The organism is Mesorhizobium loti (assembly GCF_013170705.1).
Taxonomy (GTDB): Bacteria; Pseudomonadota; Alphaproteobacteria; order Rhizobiales; family Rhizobiaceae; genus Mesorhizobium; species Mesorhizobium loti_D.
Genome location: NZ_CP033334.1, coordinates 2,844,751 through 2,866,206, shown reverse-complemented (window position 1 = coordinate 2,866,206; position 21,456 = coordinate 2,844,751). Strand labels below are relative to the sequence as shown.

Here is a 21,456-nt window from a genome sequence, read left to right as displayed (position 1 = left end):
CTAGCCCTGAGCGGCGAGGAGCGTCGTCCTCGCCTCCTCCGTCTGCGTGACCTCGGCAGCCGGAATGTGGAAGTCTCTGATATAGTTGAAGGTGTGGCCGATCGCGGTGGCTATGAGGCAGACGAAGCTCAGCGCCGCCAGCCACCAGATGTACCAGATCATGCCGAAACCGAGCGCGACGCTGAAGGCTGCCAGGATGATGCCGGTGCCGGTATTGCTGGGCATGTGGATCGGCCTGAAGCCTGAGAGCGGCCTCATGTAGCCGGCCTTCTTCATGTCCCACCAAGCGTCGTTGTCGCGCACGACGGGCGTGAAGGCGAAATTGTAGGCGGGAGGCGGCGAGGACGTCGACCATTCGAGCGTGCGGCCATCCCAGGGATCGCCGGTCGGATCGGTCAGCGCCTCACGCCTGCGGATGGAGACGAAGATCTGGATCAGGAAGGCGGCAATGCCGACGGCGATCAGCACCGCGCCGAAGGCGGCGATGACGAACCAGATCTGCAGCGAAGGATCGTCGAAGACGCGCATGCGGCGAGTCACGCCCATCAGGCCGAGTATGTAGAGCGGCATGAAGGCGAACCAGAAGCCGACCACCCAGCACCAGAACGACACCTTGCCCCAGAACGGATCGAGCTTGAACCCGAAGGCCTTGGGCCACCAGTAGGCAATGCCGGCAAACAGCCCGAACAGCACGCCGCCGATGATGACGTTGTGGAAATGCGCGATCAGGAACAGGCTGTTGTGCAGCACGAAGTCCGCCGGGGGGACGGCAAGCAGCACGCCGGTCATGCCGCCGACGGTGAAGGTGAGCATGAAGGCCACCGTCCACATCATCGGCAGTTCGAAGCGGATGCGGCCGCGATACATGGTGAACAGCCAGTTGAAGATCTTCGCCCCGGTCGGGATCGAGATGATCATCGTGGTGATGCCGAAGAAGGAATTGACGCTGGCGCCTGAGCCCATCGTGAAGAAGTGGTGCAGCCAGACAAGGTACGACAGGATGGTGATGACCACCGTAGCGTAGACCATCGAGGTGTAGCCGAACAGGCGCTTGCCGGAGAAGGTCGAGGTGACCTCGGAAAAGACGCCGAACAACGGCAGGATGAGGATGTAGACTTCGGGGTGACCCCATATCCAGATGAGGTTCACATACATCATCGGGTTGCCGCCGAAGTCGTTGGTGAAGAAGTTCGTGCCGACATAGCGGTCGAGCGACAGCAGCGCGAGCACCGCCGTCAACACCGGAAAGGACGCCACGATCAGCACGTTGGTGCACAGCGACGTCCAGGTGAAGACAGGCATGCGCATCATCGTCATGCCGGGCGCGCGCATCTTGATGATCGTGCAGATGAGGTTGATGCCCGATAGCGTCGTGCCTACGCCCGCCACCTGCAGCGCCCAGATGTAATAGTCGACGCCGACATCGGGGCTGTAGCCGATGCCGGAAAGCGGCGGATAGGCGAGCCAGCCGGTGCGGGCGAATTCGCCGACAAACAGCGACGCCATGACCAGGATCGCGCCGCCGACCGTCATCCAGAAACTGAAATTGTTGAGGAAGGGGAAGGAGACGTCGCGCGCGCCGATCTGCAGCGGCACGACGAAGTTCATCAGTCCCGTGACGAAGGGCATCGCCACGAAGAAGATCATGATCACGCCGTGCGCCGTGAATATCTGGTCGTAGTGATGCGAATTGAGGTAGCCTTCGGAACCATTGAAGGCGATGGCCTGCTGCAGGCGCATCATGATGGCGTCGGAGAAGCCGCGCAGCAGCATGACCAGGCCCAGCACCATGTACATGATGCCGATCTTCTTGTGGTCGACGCTGGTGAACCACTCGCGCCACAGGTAGCCCCACAGCTTGAAATAGGTGATCACACAGAGAAGGGCGAGGCCACCGAGCGCCACCGCGACGAAGGTGGCGACGACGATCGGCTCGTGCAGCGGCAGCGAGTCCCAGGTGAGGCGGCCGAAGATGAATTTGGTCAGCGTATCGGGCATCGGCTGTCTCTCACAATTCGCGCCGCAGGAGGCCGAGCGACGGCGCATCCGCCTCGGCGCGACGGCTCTCGGTCCCGGGCCTCAGCAGCCCCGCCCCGCGCAGCGGGGAAAGATTTTTGGCCGGCCAATCCGTCGCCGTGGCATTGCTGGCCGCGCGCGCCGCGGCAGCCGCCTCCTCCGCCGTGCAGATGCTGGCGACATAGGACGGATCGTTCCCGAACACCGCGCCGCGCCGGGCGAGCTTGTCGTATTGCAACGGCAGCGTGTTGCGGACACCGGCAAGACCGAGGCCACCCTTGGCATCGATCGACATCATCTCGTTCATGCACATCTTGCCGCGCTCGACGCACAGGTTGAGGATGGCGCCGTAAAGGTCGGGATCGACGGAGGCATAGTGGCGGACCGGTTCGTTCTCGCTCGGCTTTTCGAGTTCGAGATAATTCTCGCGGTTGAGCGCCGCCGAGGCTGTCTTGCCCTGCGCCACCCACTGGTCGAAAGCCTGGTCGGACAGGCCGTGGAAGGCAAAGCGCATTCCCGAGAAGCCGGCGCCGCTGTAATTGGCCGAGAAGCCGCTGTAGGTGCCCGGCTGGTTGATGACGGCGTGCAGCTTCGTTTCCATGCCAGGCATGGCATAGATCTGCCCGGCCAATGCCGGGATGTAGAAGGAGTTCATCACCGCCGACGAGGTGATGCGGAAGTCGATCGGCTGGTTGACCGGCGCCGCCAGTTCGTTGACCGAGGCAAAGCCGTAGTCCGGATAGATGAACAGCCATTTCCAGTCGAGCGCCACGACCTCGACCCTGAGCGGCTTGTGGTTTTGCGTGACCGGCTGGCCGGGCTCGATCCGGTCGATCCGGCGGTATGGGTCGAGCAGGTGCGTGCCGAGCCAGGTCAGCGCCCCGAGACATATGATAATGAGCAGGGGCGCGGCCCAGATCACCAATTCCAGTTTCGTCGAATGGTCCCAGTCCGGCGCATAGGTCGCCGAGGCGTTGGATTGCCGGTAGCGCCAGGCAAAAAAGACGGTCAGCGCCATGACCGGCACGATGATGATCAGCATCAGCAAGGTCGAGACCACGAGCAGGTCGCGCTGCTGGACCGCGACATCGCCGGCGGGCGCGAGCACGACCAGATCGCAGCCGCTCAACAACCCGGCCAGGGGGAACAGAAGCAAGGCTCCAAATCGTTTCATCAAACGCTGCCCTCGATGGACCGCGGCAACGGTTCATGTTGCAATGCGGTATCGATCAAGGGCTACTGCTCGCGGCGGCGCGGTGACATTGGACAATTTGTCCAATGCCCAGGAGGCATGGCTTTGGCCCAGTGTGCAGCGCACAATGGAACCTTTGGGGAATCCCCAGAATTGGGTCCCGGACACTTCATTCCACGCGGTGGCGACGGACAAGATGGCTCAGACTTCGACTGCCGAAACGAATAGCGAGCTGATCGGCTCGCATCATGGCCAGGTCAGCGCGGGGGATATCGCGGTTGGCGTGATCGTCGGCAGGACGTCGGAATTCTTCGACTTCTTCGTCTATGCGATTGCCTCCGTCATCGTGTTTCCCAGGCTGGTGTTTCCGACGCACGATCCGCTTGTCGGAACGCTCTATTCCTTTTGCATCTTCGCGCTGGCCTTCGTCGCCCGCCCGTTCGGCTCCGTGCTGTTCATGGCCGTCGATCGCGCCTATGGCCGCGGCGCGAAACTGACGATCGCGTTGTTCCTGCTCGGCACGTCGACCGTGGCCATCGCGTTTCTGCCTGCCTATGGCGACATCGGCGCGGTCGCGGTGTGGCTTTTGGCGCTTGCCCGCATCGGACAGGGGCTGGCGCTAGGCGGAACATGGGACGGACTGCCCTCGCTGCTGGCGCTGAACGCGCCGCGGAACCGGCGCGGCTTCTATGCCATGATCCCGCAACTGGGCGCCCCGATCGGCCTCATCGTGGCAAGCTCCCTCTTCGCCTTCTTCGTCGCCAACCTGTCGGCCGACGACTTCTTCACCTGGGGCTGGCGCTATCCCTTCTTCGTCGCCTTCGCCATCAATGTGGTCGCCCTGTTCGCCCGGCTGCGCATTGTCGTCACCCCTGAATTCTCGAAACTGTACGAGAGCGGGGACCTGCAGCCGACGCGCATCAGGGACACGATCCGGGCCGAAGGCCGCAATGTCGTCGTCGGCGCCTTCGCGCCACTGGCAAGCTTCGCCCTGTTCCACATGGTGACGGTGTTTCCGCTCTCATGGGTGTTCCTGTTCACCAATGAAGGGCCGGCGCGTTTCCTGGCGATCGAAGCGGTGAGCGCACTGTTCGGCATTGCGGCGATCGTCGCGTCAGGGCCGCTGGCCGATCGCGTTGGACGCCGTGCGCTGCTTGGCGGTTCGGCGATCGCCATCGCGACGTTCAGCGGCTTTGCCCCGCAGCTTCTGGATGGCGGCGCAGTCGGCGAAGCCCTGTTCATGGTGCTGGGCTTCATCCTCCTGGGGCTGAGTTTCGGTCAATCGTCCGGCGTCGTTGCGTCGAGTTTTTCCCGGCAGCATCGCTATACCGGCTCGGCAATAACCTCGGATCTGGCATGGATGTTCGGCGCCGGCTTCGCGCCACTCGCGGCCCTGCTGCTCGCCGGCAATTTCGGCCTCATCGCCGCCGGCGCCTATCTGCTATCGGGCGCGGCTTGCACGTTGCTCGCCTTGTGGATCGACGGACGTCGTCCGGCCGCGGACCGCCAAGCCGATTGATCAGGTGCCTTCGATTGTGGATATGAGGCTGATCGGATTGGTGACCCAGCCCGTTGCCGCATTGCCTGCTCGGGGTGAAGCCCTCCGCGGCGCGCGATCCTCCTGCTATACACGCAAACCCAACTAAGCCACCGAAGCAGCCGGCTTGGCTTGCCGTGCGGCGGACCGGTGCGCCGCACTGGCATATTTCTGGGCGATCATGGCGCAGACCATGAGCTGTATCTGGTGGAAGAGCATCAGCGGCAGAACGATCGCGCCGACGCCCTGGCCGGCAAAGATGACGTTGGCCATCGGCACGCCGCTCGCCAGGCTCTTCTTCGAGCCGCAGAAAGTGATCGTGATCTGGTCGGCCTTGTCGAAGCCGAGAAGCCGACTGCCATAGGCAGTGAACAGAAGCACCAGGCCGAGCAGCGCCATGTCGGCGACAACGACCACAGCGATGTCGCGCAGCGAGAACATATGCCATAGCCCCTCGGCGACGGCCGTGCTGAAGGCCAAATAGACGACCATCAGGATCGAGCCGCGATCGACAGGCATCAGCAGCGTCTTGCGAGAGCGTATCCAGTTGCCGATCCGCGGCTCCAGCAGCTGTCCGAGCGCAAAGGGCAGGAGCAATTGCACCAGGATCTGGCTCAACGCATTCCATGAAAATCCGCCGTGACCGCCGATGGAGAAGAGCAGTCCGACGAGCAGGGGCGTGAGGAACATGCCGAAGATGTTGGAGGCGGAAGCCGAGCAGATGGCCGCGGGGACATTTCCGCCAGCCATCGAGGTGAACGCGATCGAGGACTGGACCGTCGAGGGCAGGACACACAGAAAAAGGATGCCGAGGTAGAGCGGCTTGGGCAGGATCGAGGCAGGCAGATAGCCAAGCGCCAGACCCAGCAGCGGGAACAGGCCAAAGGTCGTCAGAAGGATGAGGAGGTGCAGGCGCCAATGCATCAGGCCGGCAATCACGACATCGCGCGAGAGCCGCGCACCATGCAAGAAGAACAGAAGCGCCACGGCAAGATTGGTCGCAACCGCGAACCATCCCGCGAACGCCCCGGTTGCTGGCGCGACAGACGCAAGCGCAACGGTGCACAACAGCAGGATCAGAAACGAGTCCGGCAGATAGCGGCGCATGACATGTTCGCTCCAGAATGGGTCCAAGGTCGTCTTTTCGTGCATTGTAAAATAGGATACAAGGAATAACAGTTATCGTGAATTGAGATATCAATGCTCGATCTGGTCCAACTTCGCAGTTTCGTCACCGTCCAGCAGATGGGAAGCTTCACCTTCGCGGCCGAGCGGCTGGGGTTGGGGCAATCCACCGTCAGTCAGCACATCAGCAAGCTGGAAGCCGCGATTGGCAGGCGGTTGCTGGCCAGGGATACGCACAAGGTGGTGCTGACGCCTGATGGCGAAGCCCTGCTCGGCCATGCCCGGACCCTGTTGTCCATAGAGGGGCAGGTGCAGGCGCTGTTCACCGCGCAGAGGCTGCGCGGCACGTTGAGGCTCGGCGTGTCCGAGGACCTGGTTGCCAGCCGTCTGCCACTGGTGCTGGAGGATTTCGTCCGGTCCCACCCATCCGTCGATCTCGAACTGACCGTTGCTCTCAGCGGCTTGCTCTACGAAATGCAGGATAATGGCGAACTCGATCTCGTCCTGGCGAAGCGCCGGCTGGGCGACAGCCGTGGCCGGCTCGTCTATCGTGAGCCGCTTGTCTGGCTCGCCCGCGATCCGGAACACGTCCTGTCGCTCGCGGCCTTGCCGTTGATCGCCTTCCCCCCGCCGAGCGTCACGCGCAGCATCGCGCTGGAAGCGCTCGAGCGACATCGCATGCCATGGCGCATTGTCTGCACATGCGGAAGCTTGAGCGGGCTGACGGCCGCCGCACGCGCTGGGATGGGGGTTCTGGTGCAACCGCAAAGCATGTCGCCTTCAGGCCTGAAGGAGATCGGCAGCCTGCCACAATTGGAGGATGTGGAATTCGTCCTCATCCCGAGCAAGGGCGCGGACAGGGCGCTCGTCTCAGCGCTTTCGGATGATATTCTGAACAAGGTGAAAGGCTTGCGCTGACCGGCAGCGTAGGTGGCGGTCAAGGCTAAAGCCCGGCCGAGCGCGCCCGTCCAATACGCTCAGCTCCTGGACGCCGCTCTTCGATGCTTATCGGCGTTTTTTAAAATCAGGCCGGCTGAACTGAAGCCACTTTACCGTCGGTATCGACGATGCAGCTGGTTGGTTTTCCCGCGACGTTCAGTTCGACCTGGAAGCTCTTGGAATCGAGCTTTCGCGAGCTGGTCGGCAACGCCTTGCCGCTATCGACGCCGCTCGCTTTCGCCGCCGCGCCGGCACAAAGAAGCTGGAGATCGGCCGGTGCTGTTTCGACCGTCGTCCTCGACATCTGGTCGGGCGTCGGCGCGCTCTGGCATGCCGCCAGAGCCGTTGCGATGGCGATCAAGGCCGCTCCGGCCCAGTGCCTCATCCTGATCTGTCTGCCGGTCACCATGGTGTTGTCCCCTGTGTTTATCGAACGTCCGTCCTCGCTCACACACCCTTGTAGAGCGCCGCGCCCTGCATCAGCACGATGACCTTCGCCCCGACCTTGATGCGGGAATGCAGATCGATGATGTCGCCATTGTTCATGCGGATGCATCCGGACGATACGTCCAGACCAATGGTCCACGGTTCGGGCGTGCCATGGATCCGGTAGATGGTGTCGTGGCCGTCTTCATAGAGGTAGAGCGCCCGCGCGCCGAGCGGATTGTCGGGCCCACCGGGCATGCCATTGGCCCAGGGCCGGGCTTTTGGATCCCGGGCAACCATTTCGGCCGGCGGTGTCCAGGTCGGCCACTCCGCCATGCGCCCAACCTTGACGATGCCGGCCCATCCGAAGCCCTCCCTGCCCACGCCGATGCCGTAGCGGATCGCCTGCTGGCCGGGCTGGACGAGATAGAGGAAGTGCTGGTTGCCGTCGATGATGATGGTGCCGGGCTGCTCGGCGGTCCGGAACTTGACCACCTGCGGGCGGAAGGATTCCGGTACCTGCCTGTGAAGCTTGTAGTACTGGTAGGCCTTGGTGCGATTGTAATCCGTCCACTGCCGCGTCTTGGGATCGTAGACCTGCGTTCCCGCGGCAAGGGACGCGGTGGTGGAAAAAACCAACCCCAGCGCCAGCACAACCGCGAGGCTTGCCGCATGCCTGCCGCCGGTTCCCGCCGCCCGTTCGTCCGTGCCGAACCTTGTCTTCCTGCGTCTGGTCATTGCTTGGCCCATCCTTCGACGCGCGCCTCGTTCCTGGCCACCCATTGCTCGGCGTAGGCAGAGGGCGCCTGCCGCTCGACCTGGAGCGCGTAGCTCATATCGATCGCCTCCTCCGGCTTGAAGTCGACGTGCTCCAGGAAGCGAACCACCTCCGGATGTTTTTTGCGCAACGAGGTCGCGTAGGCGATGTGGTAATGGGCCGTGTCCCAGCCGACCGCGGCGCTCGATTTCGAAAGCCATTGCGGGTCTTCCGTCGGCAGGACGATCTTCCATTTGGCGGCGTCGTATGGCGGCTCCGTCAGGCGGACTATGTCGTGCAATTTGAAGACCACATGCGGCGCATAGCAAGCGAAGACCATCGGCCGATCCGAGGCCTCCGCCGCATCCACAGCCGCCATGCCCACATCTTCCGGCATTTCGAGCAACGTCAGGTTCCTGGCATAGCCGTAGCTGTTGGCGCGGATGCGCTCGATGATGGTCGACGACCACGTTTGGGCGCCAATCCACACCTCGCCCTTGCCGTCTCCGTTCGTGTCGAGCGCCTCGGTCTTCTTCGGATCACTGAGGTCCGAAATATCCTTGAAGCCGTATTTGTCGGCCGCTGTCCGGTTGGCGCAGATGCCCTGCCAGGCCGGAACCCCGATCGGGCTGATCGCGACCGTACCGGCCTGAGTGACATACTTGTTGACCAAGGTATCGAGGTTCGGCAGCCACACTTCCGGATGGATGTCGACCTGGCCGGAGTCCAAACCGGCGAATGCAATCATGGTGCCCATCTCCACCACATCCGCATCGAGCCCGAACTCCTTCTTGAGACTCACTTTCAGGATGTTGGCCGTCGCCTGACCCGACGACCAGTTCGGCATTGCAATAACCAGATCAGCAGCGCGGGTGCGAATATCGCCGAACACAATCGCCGAGGCAACAACCGCCACTTTCAATGCCAATTTCACCAGGTCGGCCATCAAGTGATCCTCTTCACGTGCTCATTTTGGTCGGAATCTTCGAAGACACCCAATCACTCAGCGAGCAGTCCATCGACAGCTGGTGTCGTTCGTCGATCGCCACCGAAGGTGCCTCCAACCTCTCAGCCAGATTGTTGGTCTGGCCCGAAGGTTGCGCGTGTTCGGATCCACAACGGACAAAGTAGCGCTTGCCGCGAAGCGGCGCCACCGCTGCTCCTGCTCGGTGACGTTGGCGGTCGGAATCATCGCAGGAGCCAAGATGAGCTGCGATTGCTTCGCGACCGTCATTGGAGCCCCCGAATCTGATTGGCGTTGCTGCCAAGCTTGCATCTGAGGCTGCATCGAAGGAGTACGTAACAGTAACAACCGTCAGCCCACGCAGGAAGCAGCGGGAGTTGCAACCGCCGCCAGCACATGGTCGATGGAAGCAACCCCACTATTGCCATCACCGCCGAAGCGGCCTCCCGCCTCCGCCACATGGATGGAAAATCAGGGCGTCGTGCTGGATCCGGTCAGCAGTTGCCGGATGGTGCGGCCTGCCCCGGAAAGCGCGACATCCTCGTCACTCCACCGTGACCGATTTCGCCAGGTTGCGGGGCTGGTCGACGTCCGTGCCCATGAAGACCGCGGTGAAATAGGCCAGCATCTGGATCGGCAGCGCATAGATGATCGGCGAGATGATTTCGGGAACGTCCGGCAGGATGATCGTCTCCATCGTCTTCACGCTCGCCTGCGCCGCTCCCTTGCCGTCGGTGATCAGGATGATCTTGCCGCCGCGCGCCGCCACTTCCTGCATGTTGGACACGGTCTTCTCGAAGATGCGGTCATGCGGCGCGATCACGATGACCGGCATGTTCTCGTCGATCAGCGCGATCGGCCCGTGCTTCAGTTCGCCCGCCGCATAGCCTTCGGCGTGGATGTAGGAGATTTCCTTGAGCTTCAGCGCGCCTTCCATGGCCAGCGGGAAATTGGTGTCGCGGCCGAGATAGAGCACATCGGAATAGCGTGACAGGTCCCGCGCGATGCGCTCGATCTGCTCTTCGAGCTTGAGCACCTGGTTGGCATAGCGCGGCGCTTCCGAAAGCGCCCGCACCAGGGTTTTCTCCTCATCCTTCGAGATCGTGCCGCGCGCCACGCCGGCGCGCACCGCGAGCGAGGCCAGCACCGAGAGCTGGCAGGTGAAGGCCTTGGTCGAGGCGACGCCGATCTCGGGTCCGGCCAGCGTCGGCAGCACGACATCGGATTCGCGCGCCATGGTCGATTCCCGCACATTGACGACGGCGCCGATCTTCATGCCGGCCTTGCGGCAGTAGCGCAGCGAGGCCAGCGTGTCGGCGGTCTCGCCCGACTGCGAGATGAAGAAGGCGGCATCGTTGGCCGACAGCGGCATCTCGCGGTAGCGGAACTCCGAGGCGACATCGATGTCGACCGGCAGCCGCGCATAGCGCTCGAACCAGTATTTGCCGATCAGGCCGGCGAGATAGGCGGTGCCGCAGGCCGAGATCGCCAGCCGGTTGATCCCTGCGAAGTCGAACGGCAGGTCGAGCGGCTTGGAAACGCCGGAGACGAAGTCGACATAATGCGCCAGCGTGTGCGAGATCACCTCGGGCTGCTCATGGATCTCCTTCTCCATGAAATGGCGGCGGTTGCCCTTGTCGACCATGAAGGAGGTCGACAGCGACTGCTGGCGCTTGCGCTCGACTTGTCCGCCGTCGATGTCGAAGATGGCGACGCTGTCGCGGCGCACCACCGCCCAGTCGCCGTCCTCCAGATAGGTGATCGAATTGGTGAAGGGCGCCAGCGCGATGGCGTCGGAGCCCAGAAACATCTCGCCGTCGCCATGGCCGACGGCCAGCGGCGGGCCGTTGCGGGCGCCGACGATCAGGTCTTCGTCACCCTTGAACATGATGGCCAGCGCAAAGGCGCCTTCGAGCCGCTTCAGCGCCTGGTGCGCCGCCTCGACCGGCTTCAGCCCCCTGGCCAGTTCGCGCGCCACCAGATGGGCGACGACCTCGGTGTCGGTCTGCGAGGAGAAGGAATAGCCGTCGCGGGTCAGTTCATCGCGCAGCTCGGCGAAATTCTCGATGATGCCGTTGTGGACGATGGCGACACCGTCGGAAAAATGCGGATGCGCATTGGTCTCGTTGGGCACGCCATGGGTTGCCCAGCGCGTGTGGCCGATGCCGATCGTGCCACCGAGCGGCTCGTCCTTGAGGCGGCGTTCGAGGTTGATCAGCTTGCCCTCGGCGCGCCGGCGGCCAAGCTCACCCTTCTCGATGGTGGCCACGCCGGCCGAGTCATAGCCGCGATATTCGAGCCGCTTCAGCGCGTCGACGATGAGCGGCGCAACCTGCGAATGGCCGACGATTCCAACGATACCGCACATGCAGACAGTCCCCGATTCCCCGTGGAAAACCAGCGCTATTTAGGGATGGCCGGCCTGCCATGAAAGTCACATTGCACACAAGAGCCATGCTATCCCTCCCCGACCACGGGCTGATCGTTCATTTGAAGGAGCCCATGGACTTAATCGAAAGCCGACCTGTCGTGCTTGAAGTCCGAAGTCGCCCAAAGAGGGCGCAGTTCCGTGGCGGAGCCTGCGTGGTCGGCCAAGAGACATCTGAAGACGGGCAGTTCGTTCGAATGATGCGCTTCCGCCAGCCGAGGCGCATGTTGACTCAGCCGGCAAACCAAAACACACCCAACAGCCGGTTAGGCCCGGCCGCCTGATGCCCCCCTCCAAGAGGCTGTCGGGCCGCTTGATCCACATGGGGCCCGGACTGCCCCGGATGCCTGCAAGCGAGCGGCACTTGAGTCCACGCAGGAGACCAAACCTTGGCCTGTCGCTCATGATCTCGACCGCTCCTTGCCGTTAAGGCGCTGAAATCGCTGGCGCTCGGCATCGTTTGATTGCACGAAGACGCCGAACTGACCTCTCGATACAAAGGGGAAGCTTAATCCTCGCCTTGCTCGATCCAGGCATGCTGAAGGGGGATGTAGGGCATGAAGTTCAGAGATTTGATCAGGCGTGCCGACAACGCCGAGAAGTCCTTCGAGGATCTCGAAGCCGACTTGGCGAACGCCGTCGACGAGTGCCTTGGTTTGTCCGATCTGTCAGAGCAGGCAAGAGATGCCGTCGCGGACGAGACGCCCATGCAAGAGGACAACAGCGAACAGGACAAGAGCGCCCAAACCGGAGACAGTGCCGGCACTGCGGAACCCGCGCGACGACTGACCTCTCATACGCAGAGCCGTATGGCCGCCTTGACTTCGTTCGATGGGCTGTTTCGCGATGCGAAGCTCCATTTCGAGGAGATCAACGCGAAACTGTCGGAGATCGCAAGCACACATCACCTGACCCGCGAATTGTTCCACATTCTTCACGCCGACATTCTGCGAGCCAACGAACTCGAGCTGGCGAATCTGAACCTGACCGCGGAGCAAAGGAGCCTGTCGGACAGGCTCAATGATCTGAATCGAAGGCAGCACGAGCGGGAAGGCATTGTGGAGGCCTTGCAGCAGCGCGAGGCAAGCCTGGTTCAAGACTGTGAGGCGCTTCGCGGCGCACTGGCCGGGGCAAGGCTGGAACTCGTGGAGGCCGCGAACACGAACGCAAAAAACGAAGCGGAATTCGGAGACCTCACTAACGCACTTGCAGCGGCTACCGTCGAGGCCGACAGACGCGCGCGCGAAAACAAACAGCTGCGGGAAAAGAATGTCAGCCTGTCGATCGACCTCGAAAAAGCGCTGAAGCGGGAAGACGAGGCGCGGCACAGGCTCGACGGGTTTTCCACGATCCATGCCAACGAAGCGGCACGAAACTCCGAATTGCTGGCTGCACTTGGCAAGAGCGAAAAGGAAGCGACACGCCTCCATACGTCGCTTGAGGTCGCCCAGGCGAAACTGTCCGAGCTGACGGAAGCCGCCCGTATCATGGAAGCGGAGAAGAACGCCGAGATCGAACGCTGCCGTGCCGAAATTCGAGGATCGCGTTCCGAGATTCAGAACCTCCATTCACGACTGGAACTCGCATCAAACGCAAACAGCGAAGCCTCGAACGAACTCGCCAAGCTCAGGCTTCAATGGAGCGAGGCCGTGGCGGAAAAGCAGGTCGCGGATGAAAGGTTGGCCGCTCTCACCAAGGAGGCTGAAACCGACAAGCTGAACCTTTCGAAGATAACCGCCAATTTTTCACAGCTTTCCCTGCAGCAGGCGTCCGATCAGATACAACTCGATGTCCGCCGGCAGGAATGCGAAGACCTGCGGGCCGAAATTGCATCGGTAAACGCCAGGATCAGGGAACTCCTGCCGCTTGAGAGGCTCCATGCGACGACGAAGGCGAACGCCTTGCCGCACAAGAGCGATGCAGCCAAGGTTCCCGTGACGGCCGAGCGAACACCGCGCTCCATGCGCCGCGTTCGTCGCAGGGCGCTCACCGCATCGTAGGAAGAGGGCTGCCCATATCCGCGGCCCGGTTGCAACGATCCGTCACGTCACTGACGGAAAGCCCGCGACATCTGATCCGTGAGAGGCTTCAGCAGATAAGACCAGACGCTGCGTTCGTCCGTGCTTATATGAACCTCTGCCGGCATGCCTGGTTTGAGCACCTTGGCGTCGGTCAGGCAGGCTGCCTTGTTCTCGACATTGATACGCGCCGAGAAATACGAAAGCTGTTTCTGCTGATCCTTGATCAGGTCCGCCGAGATGCGCTTGACCGATCCCTGGCAAGCAGGCGTGGTGCCGGCGTCGAAAGCAGGAAACCGGATCGAGACCCGCTGGCCGGGACGAATATCATCTATGCGCGACGGCGGAATCAGCGCGTCGACGACGAGGTTGTCGGTGTCGGGGACAATCATCATGAGCACTTCGCCGGGGGCGATGACGCCGCCGATTGTATGGATAGAGGATTCCTGCACCGTTCCCGATTGCGGAGCGCGGATGGTGGTCTTGGTCAATTCGTCTTGCGCCACAACCTTGCGCTCTTCGAGTTCGGTCTGCTTGGCTTCGGTTTCGCGAAGCTCGCTGGTCACCTCACTGCGCCTCTGTTCATCGAGCTGAAGAATTTGCAGTTCGGTCTCGCTGATCCGGGCCTGCGCCTCGGCAACCGCCGCCGCGAGGCGCCCTGACTCTCCGTGCGCCCGGGTGGCATCCAATCTGATGTTGCTCAGTCGCTCCTTGGACACCAGCTTTTTTGTGAAAAGCGCCTGGACGTCGGCAAGATCCCCATCCAGCAAGACCACGGATTGGTCTTCCGCGGCTTGCTGTGCCTTGAGGCCATCGATCTGACGCTCGAGTTGCTTTGAGCGACTTTGCAACTGTGCCTTCTGCCCCGTCAACGCCGTGGCGCGGCTTTCAAACAGGGCGCGCTCGCCATTGACGAGTGCGGCCAGTTCCGGGTCGCCCATCCGCGTCTGGAGGCCGGAAGGAAGCTGCATCTCCGACAGGCCTTGTCGCTCGGCTTCCAACCGCGCAAGTCGAACGGTGGCGCGATCGAGATCCTCACTGATTATCTGCAGGTTGGCCCGCGTCAGCGTGTCATCCAGCCTGGCCACCACGTCGCCGGCCCGGACATGATCGCCATCTTGCGCGAATATGCCGCCGATCGTGCCGCCGGTCAGATGCTGGACTTTCTTTATGTTGCTCTCGACCACCACGGTGGCAGGCGCAATCACCGCGCCGGCGATCTTGGTCAAACCGAGCCAAAGCCCGCCGCCGACAATCAACAGGGCCGTGATCGCCGCACCCAGGATCAGGTTGGCCCGGATATCATCCCGCGTCTCGGCCGAATTCGCCTCGGTCCTTCGGGTCGCATCGCCGAGCGGCACGTATGAAAACATCGTCGCGTCAGACACGGAGCAGCACCTCACGCATGACCGCTTACTCCCTTCTGCATCGGGACAACCGACGCCGGCCGCTCAGCGGGCGAGGGGAAGGGCCGGATAACGTTGGCAAGGACCTCCTCGCGCGAGCCGAAGGAGTGAAGCGTCCCATTCGACATTACGAGTACCTTGTCGATGTTGGTGAGGGCGGAAGGACGGTGCGCAACGACGATGACTATGCCTCCGCGCTGGCGCACCGCCAGGATCGCGCCGGCCAGGGCGGCATCGCCATCGACGTCCAGGTTTGAATTCGGCTCGTCGAGGACGACAAGAAACGGCTCGCCATAAAGTGCCCTGGCAAGCCCGACGAGTTGCCTCTGTCCGGCCGAAAGGGCTGCCCCTCCCTCGCCCACGCGTGTTTGAAAACCATTCGGCAATCGCATGATCATCTTGTCGACGCCCGCCGCCCTGGCGGCTGCCAGCACGCCCTTGGCGTCGCCCTTGCCGCCAAATCTCGAAATATTGTCGGCAACCGTTCCATCAAACAGTTCAACATCTTGCGGCAGGTAGCCGATATGGGCGCCAAGCTGTTCGTGACCCCATTGGTCGAGCGAGGCTTCGTCCAGCCTTACCGTTCCGCGAAGCGGCTGCCACACGCCCACCAGCGCGCGCACAAGTGTCGTTTTCCCGGAACCGCTTGGGCCGACAATCGCCATTCCCGCGCCCCCCTGCAGGCGGAAACTGACATTGGCCACGGTCGGTTTTTGCTGGCCTGGCGGGGCAATTGTCAGTTCCTCGACCGCAAGCATCGCCTGCGGGGCTGGCAGCTCCATGAGCTCGTCATGGCTGCCGAAGGCGGTCAGCGCCCTTGCCAGTTGGGAATAGCTCTGACGGAATGCCACAAACCCTCTCCAGTTTGCCATCGCCGCGTCAACCGGGGCCAACGAGCGGCCCAGCAATATGGAGGATGCTATGATCACGCCGGGCGACGCTTCACCTCCGATCACGAGATAGGCACCAAGTCCCAGGACGCAGGACTGCAAGGCCATCCGCAGCGCCCTCGACGTTGAACCGGTGGCGCCTACGATGTCGGAAAGGCGCTCCTGGTGCGTGAGATATGCGTGATTGACCTCCCCCCATCGGCGGGCGAGCCGCCCGGAAAGGCCCATCGCGCGGACAACCTCCGCATTGCGGCGGCCAGAGTCGGCAAGATTGCGCTGTGACACAAGCGTCTCGGAGGCGCGCGCGGCCGGGCCGCGGCCAAGGATTTCCGCGACAACCGTGAGCAGCACGACAACAATCGCGCCGCCCGTCGCCAGCAGACCGAGCGAAGGATGCAAAAGAAAGATGACCAGTAGATAAAACGGTATCCACGGTGCGTCGAAGACGACAGTCGGCCCTAATCCGGAAAGGAAGCCGCGCAACTGATCCAGGTCACGAAGCGGCTGTACCCGGCTCGCGTCCTGCCCGCCGATGAGCGGCAAGGACAATGAGAGCCCGAAGACCCGTTGCTGCAGAGTCTTATGGAGGCGATTGCCGATTCGAACCAGGAGGCGAAGCCGCACGAAATCCAGCAGGCCGTAAACCGCGTAAAGGCCCAGCATCCCGATCGTAAATCCGACCAGCGTCGGAACGCTCTGCGAAGGCAGAACGCGGTCGTAGACTTGCAGCATGTAGACAGAGCCGGTCAGGGCGAGAATGTTTATGACCGCCGAGAACACGCCAACGCCTACCAGTGCGGGCGCGGCGCCAAGCATAGCGCCACGCAGATCGGGCGAGTTTCCACCAAGGTTCATGGCTTGCGACCTCCGGTAAGAAGTCGTCGGGCAGGTTCACTGGCTCCGCCGGCCGTCAACATTTTTTTGGTTTTCAGGAGCGTTTCCCTTTTTGCCTTATAATATTACGCCCCACTAACGTACGTGGCCTTCGGTCAAAATGTAGCAAAATCGTGACGCTGGCCCGAAAAACCGGGAATCGACGCATCAAACCAGGGGAAAACTGCCGTTTTAAGGTGCGAGGGTGGCTGTACAGATCGCGTTTCAGGCAAACGAAATCGAGCCTGCGTCATTTTTCCTGGGGGTGAGTCGCCGCTGAGGCAAAGCCACGGCGCCCGGCTCATAGCCGCTTCACTGAACCATTTGAGTAAGCGATCTCGCCTTTCTAGTGCTTCCTCGCGATAACAAGGAAATGCTGCGCCAATTGTCCGGGAACGCGCAGGGTTCTGGATAGCTTCTCGAATGGCTCGATCAGTGCTTCACAGATTCCCGGCAGGAAGCGTCCCGGCCGAGGCAGATAGCCGTAAGGTATCACCTCCTCCACGAGGAAGCCCGAAGCGGTCAGGAGTTTCTTGAATCTGGTTTCGCTTAGCGTGTTGCGAACCGTGCGTCCAAGCGACCAATTGAGCAGCCGGCAAACCAGGCCGATGGGCGAAGTCGCATTCATATGAACGTTGCACACGAGCCGTCCGCCATCCTTCAGCTGCTGGTTAATCGCTTTCAGCGCCTCCCGTTTCAGCTGATCCTCGGCATTCAGAAAGAAGCGAAAAGCGGTTACGACATCGAAGGTCTCTTCGAGGGATTCCATCGTCATATCGATGTTGCGCAGTTTCACATTGTTCGGAACTTGCGCGCAGGCAAGCATGGATTTGGAAACATCGACGCCGACCACCTCGCCGAAAACCTGAGCCGCGACGTTGGTGATGCGGCCTGTTCCGCATGCAAAATCGAGGCAGTTTCGACCGGCTCCGCCCATTGGGCGAAGAATGTCCAGGATCATTGGCCTTTCGATTTTGTCCCACAACGCACCATAGTAGCCGGACTCGTACGTCATGTTGTAGTGCGTGCCGTAGCCCGGCGCGCAATGACTGGTCCTGTAGTCGTCCGACACCCGGTCGCCCTGAGTGTGGATCTGTTGGCTGGACGCCAGGTCCTGCCAAACTGCGCACTTGCGGGGTTGGGACTCGGCCATGAGAATTCGAACCGCCGAAGGCGTATCGACGGCATAAGCCGCCGGCTGCACCATCCGAGCCGTGTTCGTCAACCATTTCCGCTTCGCATCTCGCTTGGAACTGAGCCTCACCAGGATCTCCTGTTCGGTTCGTTCGACCCTCCAATCGAACAGTTTCCCAAGCCCCCTTCTATCGGCCGGCGGATCGAAGCCGCCTATTGGATCGCGGCACTTTGCAGATCACTGCTGAACTTGGCTTCGACGGTATCCCCCGGCATCACAATCGTATCTTCGTCAGCCGAGATTTTGCGCCACTCGTGGCCTATCTTGCGCACAATGGTGACTTGAGCCTGGATCGTTTCGCCGGCAATCGGCAATGGCTGGGCGGACGCTCCGGTCGGCTGCAACTTCTCGCTGGCGGCGCGGAGTCTGGCGGTGACATCCCCCAGCCGCGCGTTGGTGTCCTTCAGATCCGTCAGCAAGCCAACTTTCCTCTGATTGTCATTGCGTTCGCGCTGCCTGACATAGTCCTCCTGCTGGCGCCGCGCTCTCATGAGCTCGACCGAGGTTTGCAGCGCACCGCTTGAAGAGAGAAGCAAGGCGCGCCTGACATCGGCGAGCCGGGTGTTGGTCAGATTGCCCGCGTCGAACGCCTTGGTTACTTTCGCCAGGTCGTCCTGATCCGCCTTCACGCTCTCGGATTCGACCTGTTCGCGCTTCTGCAAAAGATCGATCTGATCGGCCGCGTCCTTCTGGCCCTTCTCAAGGAAAGCCTGTTCCTGCTGGAAGTCGCCCAGCGCTATCTTCAACGCATCCGCCTCAGCCTGGGCGATCGCTGCCCCGACGCTGGGCGACAGAGGCGACCCCTGCGGTGTCTGCTTGTCGAAATCCGCCTGGTCCTGAAGTTCAGCGCGGAGACGGGCGGCGTGAAAATACTCCTTGGTGTAGTCCCCCCAAAGTGTTTCGTAATCACGCCTGAGATCGACCGGGTCGGGTCCGGTCTGGCCCGCCCGTGACCGCAAGAGGCTGAAGCCGCCGGAGACGGCGAGCGCCTGCCGCACGGTCATGAGCGGACGGTAAGCCTGCTGTCCCGGCGTAAGCACGTCGCCCGTCACGTAGATCGGACGATAGTCGGCGATGATGGCCGTTATATCACCTGGTTTGACGACAACCATCTGCTCTCGTCCATCCGGCAAACGCAGGTGAAAGATCGTGGCCGGCAGAAGCGTCTGCATCCGGTTCTGCAACTCGGACGCGGTCAACCCCCCGACCATAACCATCCCGACTTCGGGAAGGGCGATATTGCCGTCCATCTGGACCACGGCTCGCTGCGTCCGATCCGGAATTGGCGCTATCCCTATCTCGACTGTATCGCCAGGTGACAGGCGATAGGGCTCGACCTCGCCGGCGGCAGCCATCGATGTCAGGAACATCCCGGCAACCGAGGCAAGAACGGTTCGTTTAGTGAAGGCCATTTGCGACAATCTCCTTCTGGTTCGGCACCGGCTCCGAAGGCCATTCAAGACGAGAAACGAAATCGTATACCGGGCCACCGGGCACGCCCCAATTGCTCGACCAGATCACCTGTGAGCCATCCGGAGACGGCGAGGCATGCGTCTCGCTCCAGTAATCGAAGTGCGCGTTTTGCGTGTCGACGACACGGCGGACCTCTCCGCTGCCGTCCAGGCGCAATGCAATGACCTGCTGAGCGTAAGGCGCCCAATCCGGGTGCTGCGCTATTTCGGCTGGCGTACCGCCATAGCTCAGAAACACCCAGCCCGGCCTGTCCAGCGACCTGAGCGACGCATGCATGGCCTCGCCATATTTCATCAGCGAGGTGACCTTGCCGTCAGCCAATCGGCGCTTGATCACCTGATATTTGTCGGGATCCGATTTGCTGATCCCGACATAGATTTCGCTGCCGTCGGCATCGACCGTCATGTCGCCGTGACCGGGCCGGTGGTGCTCCATCCACTTCTGGCGCAGGACGCCGTCGATGGAAAAGATGAAGTTCGGTTCATTGCCGTCCGGCAATGCCTGTGAGCACAAAATGTTGATCCCGAGCGGGGAGATCGAACAGGAGCCGGTGGTTCCTGGAAGCTGGGCAAGATCGATATCCGGGAACTTCTTCCGCTCCTTCAGGTCGTAGCCGAAGACCACCGCCTTGCCGTCATTACGCGTCGCACGCACGGCAATGCGGTTGCCATCGCGGCTCGGATTGCCTTTGTTAGGCCCGAACTGAAGTTGGCTGTAGGCCAACGAGGCGAACACGACATCCTCATGGTTGGTGCGTGGCGCCCAGGTTGAAATCTGCCGGCCGGCAACGCAGATCATCAGCTGGGCATCCCTGGGATGCCATTCGCATTCAATCGAGCGGTCGCGGTGGAATAATGGCACGTAGCTGTGGCCGTCGAGAAAGCACATGCCACCGCAACCATTGACGATCAAAAGAAGGCTCTGGTCGGCATTCCAGGCCTGTGCGCTTGAATAGCGGTGGGTGCAGTATTTCGTCCCGCATACACCGGCCAGGCCGAGAATTCCGGGTTCTGTGATCCGCAAGAAGACCGTGCCGGACGCCGGATCCCTTGTTTCACCGAGATAGTCCGGAAGGTTGGCCGCCACCGGCGGGCCCGATGCGTTGCTTGCCCGGCCGCCGGCCATGTAGAAGTTCAGGAATACGGCACCGGCAATCAGCAACAGTGCCACCACATGCCGGCGCAGCAGGGTCATGTCATATAACCCTTTTCGCGCCGCACCCGGCCTTCGCCAAGGCGCGCGCGCCACCATGCGATCGTCCGCTCGAGCCCATCGCGCAGACTGGTCTGCGCCCGCCATCCCGTCTCGCTTTCAAAGCGCGAGGAATCGGCGAGCAGGGCGCGAACCTCCGAATTTTGCGGCCGCAAACGGCTTTCGTCGCGATGGATCGGTTTTTTGGAACCGCTCAATTCGAGGACGAGGTCCAATACGTCGGAGATGGTCACCGCACGTTGGCTGCCGGCATTGTAGGCGTGGCCGAATTCGAGCCCCGCCAAGCCTGCCGTCAGGAACGCCGCGGCGGTGTCTTCGACAAAGGTCAGGTCACGGATCGGGCTCGTATCACCGACCATGATCGCCGGGCAGTTGGGGTCGAGGGCCTGCCGAATGATGGTCGGCACGATGGCGCGCTCACTCTGGCGAGGACCATATGTGTTGAAGGGCCGCATGATGACGACTGGAACATCAAACGACCTGGCGTAGGACTCCGCCATCATGTCGGCGCCGATCTTGGATGCCGAATAGGGTGACTGTCCCTGCAGCGGATGCGTTTCGCGAATGGGCATGGTCTGGGCAGTTCCGTAGACCTCGCTCGTGGAGGTATGCACTACCCGCTCCGTCTCCCATTGGCGCGCCGCTTCGAGCACGTTCACCGTGCCCAGGATGTTGGTTTCCACATAAGACTGGGCGGCCGCATAGGAATATGGAATCGCGATGAGGGCAGCCAGATGAAACACAACAGCTTGGCCACGCATGATCCGGTTCAGGAAGGCGCTGTCGCGGACGTCACCGCGGACGAGCTTCAGCCGGCCGCGGATGTTGTCCGGCAAATCGTCCAGCCACCCATGGCTGTCGAAGGAATTGTAGAGCGCCAGGGCCGTGACATCCGCCCCGTTGCGAACAAGCGCTTCGGTGAGATGCGAACCGATAAATCCATCCGCGCCTGTCACCAGAACTTTCTTGCCATTGTAGCTCATGACTGCGCATTCCCTTGACTTG

The 21,456-nt window shown here is 61.8% G+C and carries 17 protein-coding genes; 3 read left to right on the top strand and 14 right to left on the bottom strand.

Going from position 1 to position 21,456, the window contains the following annotated elements; genetic code table 11:
* Both cyoB and cyoA read right to left on the bottom strand, forming a co-directional pair.
* Complete coding sequence (cyoB, locus tag EB815_RS13860; RefSeq protein WP_065005802.1) at positions 1-1,998, bottom strand: cytochrome o ubiquinol oxidase subunit I; 1,998 nt, start codon at positions 1,996-1,998, stop codon at positions 1-3.
* 10 nt (positions 1,999-2,008) lie between these two features.
* Entirely contained in the window at positions 2,009-3,190 is a 1,182-nt protein-coding gene (gene cyoA / locus EB815_RS13855) for a ubiquinol oxidase subunit II (protein WP_056570543.1), read from the bottom strand.
* A gap of 214 nt (positions 3,191-3,404) precedes the next feature.
* Between cyoA and EB815_RS13850 the strand changes: the two genes are divergently transcribed.
* Positions 3,405-4,727 (top strand): MFS transporter, encoded by a 1,323-nt coding sequence (locus EB815_RS13850; RefSeq protein ID WP_056570568.1) that lies wholly within the window; start codon positions 3,405-3,407, stop codon positions 4,725-4,727.
* Between the two features lie 123 nt (positions 4,728-4,850).
* Here the strand turns inward: EB815_RS13850 and EB815_RS13845 are convergent, their stop codons facing one another.
* The gene (locus tag EB815_RS13845) at positions 4,851-5,852 is read right to left on the bottom strand and encodes a bile acid:sodium symporter family protein (RefSeq protein WP_065005807.1); all 1,002 of its coding nucleotides are present in this window, start codon (positions 5,850-5,852) and stop codon (positions 4,851-4,853) included.
* A gap of 93 nt (positions 5,853-5,945) precedes the next feature.
* Between EB815_RS13845 and EB815_RS13840 the strand changes: the two genes are divergently transcribed.
* Complete coding sequence (locus tag EB815_RS13840; protein ID WP_056570541.1) at positions 5,946-6,788, top strand: LysR substrate-binding domain-containing protein; 843 nt, start codon at positions 5,946-5,948, stop codon at positions 6,786-6,788.
* A 106-nt stretch (positions 6,789-6,894) separates the two neighbouring features.
* On the opposite strand, the gene EB815_RS13835 is transcribed toward EB815_RS13840, so the two are convergent.
* The 5 genes from EB815_RS13835 to glmS form a co-directional block, all read right to left on the bottom strand.
* Positions 6,895-7,218 (bottom strand): hypothetical protein, encoded by a 324-nt coding sequence (locus tag EB815_RS13835; protein WP_065005803.1) that lies wholly within the window; start codon positions 7,216-7,218, stop codon positions 6,895-6,897.
* 38 nt (positions 7,219-7,256) lie between these two features.
* Positions 7,257-7,973: a L,D-transpeptidase gene (locus EB815_RS13830; RefSeq protein WP_244494043.1), complete on the bottom strand. Its 717-nt coding sequence runs from the start codon at positions 7,971-7,973 to the stop codon at positions 7,257-7,259.
* A complete protein-coding gene (locus EB815_RS13825; protein ID WP_056570539.1) occupies positions 7,970-8,938 on the bottom strand; it encodes a glycine betaine ABC transporter substrate-binding protein in 969 nt (322 codons plus the stop codon). The genes EB815_RS13830 and EB815_RS13825 overlap by 4 nt, the downstream gene beginning before the upstream one ends.
* A gap of 13 nt (positions 8,939-8,951) precedes the next feature.
* Entirely contained in the window at positions 8,952-9,146 is a 195-nt protein-coding gene (locus tag EB815_RS33415) for a hypothetical protein (protein ID WP_210261674.1), read from the bottom strand.
* A gap of 354 nt (positions 9,147-9,500) precedes the next feature.
* On the bottom strand, positions 9,501-11,324 hold the full coding sequence (gene glmS, locus EB815_RS13820) for a glutamine--fructose-6-phosphate transaminase (isomerizing) (RefSeq protein WP_171883291.1): 1,824 nt from the start codon (positions 11,322-11,324) through the stop codon (positions 9,501-9,503).
* Positions 11,325-12,010: 686 nt separating this feature from the next.
* Here glmS and EB815_RS13815 point away from each other — a divergent pair.
* Positions 12,011-13,384 (top strand): hypothetical protein, encoded by a 1,374-nt coding sequence (locus tag EB815_RS13815; protein WP_244493994.1) that lies wholly within the window; start codon positions 12,011-12,013, stop codon positions 13,382-13,384.
* A 47-nt stretch (positions 13,385-13,431) separates the two neighbouring features.
* On the opposite strand, the gene EB815_RS13810 is transcribed toward EB815_RS13815, so the two are convergent.
* The 6 genes from EB815_RS13810 to EB815_RS13785 form a co-directional block, all read right to left on the bottom strand.
* Entirely contained in the window at positions 13,432-14,775 is a 1,344-nt protein-coding gene (locus tag EB815_RS13810) for an HlyD family type I secretion periplasmic adaptor subunit (RefSeq protein WP_056567904.1), read from the bottom strand.
* Between the two features lie 26 nt (positions 14,776-14,801).
* Complete coding sequence (locus EB815_RS13805; RefSeq protein ID WP_065005144.1) at positions 14,802-16,553, bottom strand: type I secretion system permease/ATPase; 1,752 nt, start codon at positions 16,551-16,553, stop codon at positions 14,802-14,804.
* Between the two features lie 364 nt (positions 16,554-16,917).
* Positions 16,918-17,835: a class I SAM-dependent methyltransferase gene (locus tag EB815_RS13800; protein WP_245303328.1), complete on the bottom strand. Its 918-nt coding sequence runs from the start codon at positions 17,833-17,835 to the stop codon at positions 16,918-16,920.
* Positions 17,836-17,918: 83 nt separating this feature from the next.
* Complete coding sequence (locus tag EB815_RS13795) at positions 17,919-19,178, bottom strand: polysaccharide biosynthesis/export family protein (RefSeq protein ID WP_065005145.1); 1,260 nt, start codon at positions 19,176-19,178, stop codon at positions 17,919-17,921.
* Positions 19,165-20,433, bottom strand: a complete 1,269-nt coding sequence (locus EB815_RS13790; protein WP_081294813.1) for a hypothetical protein — start codon at positions 20,431-20,433, stop codon at positions 19,165-19,167. The genes EB815_RS13795 and EB815_RS13790 overlap by 14 nt, the downstream gene beginning before the upstream one ends.
* Positions 20,430-21,434, bottom strand: a complete 1,005-nt coding sequence (locus tag EB815_RS13785; protein WP_056567893.1) for an SDR family NAD(P)-dependent oxidoreductase — start codon at positions 21,432-21,434, stop codon at positions 20,430-20,432. Before EB815_RS13785 ends, EB815_RS13790 begins: the two co-directional genes overlap by 4 nt.
* Between the last annotated feature and the right edge of the window lie 22 nt (positions 21,435-21,456).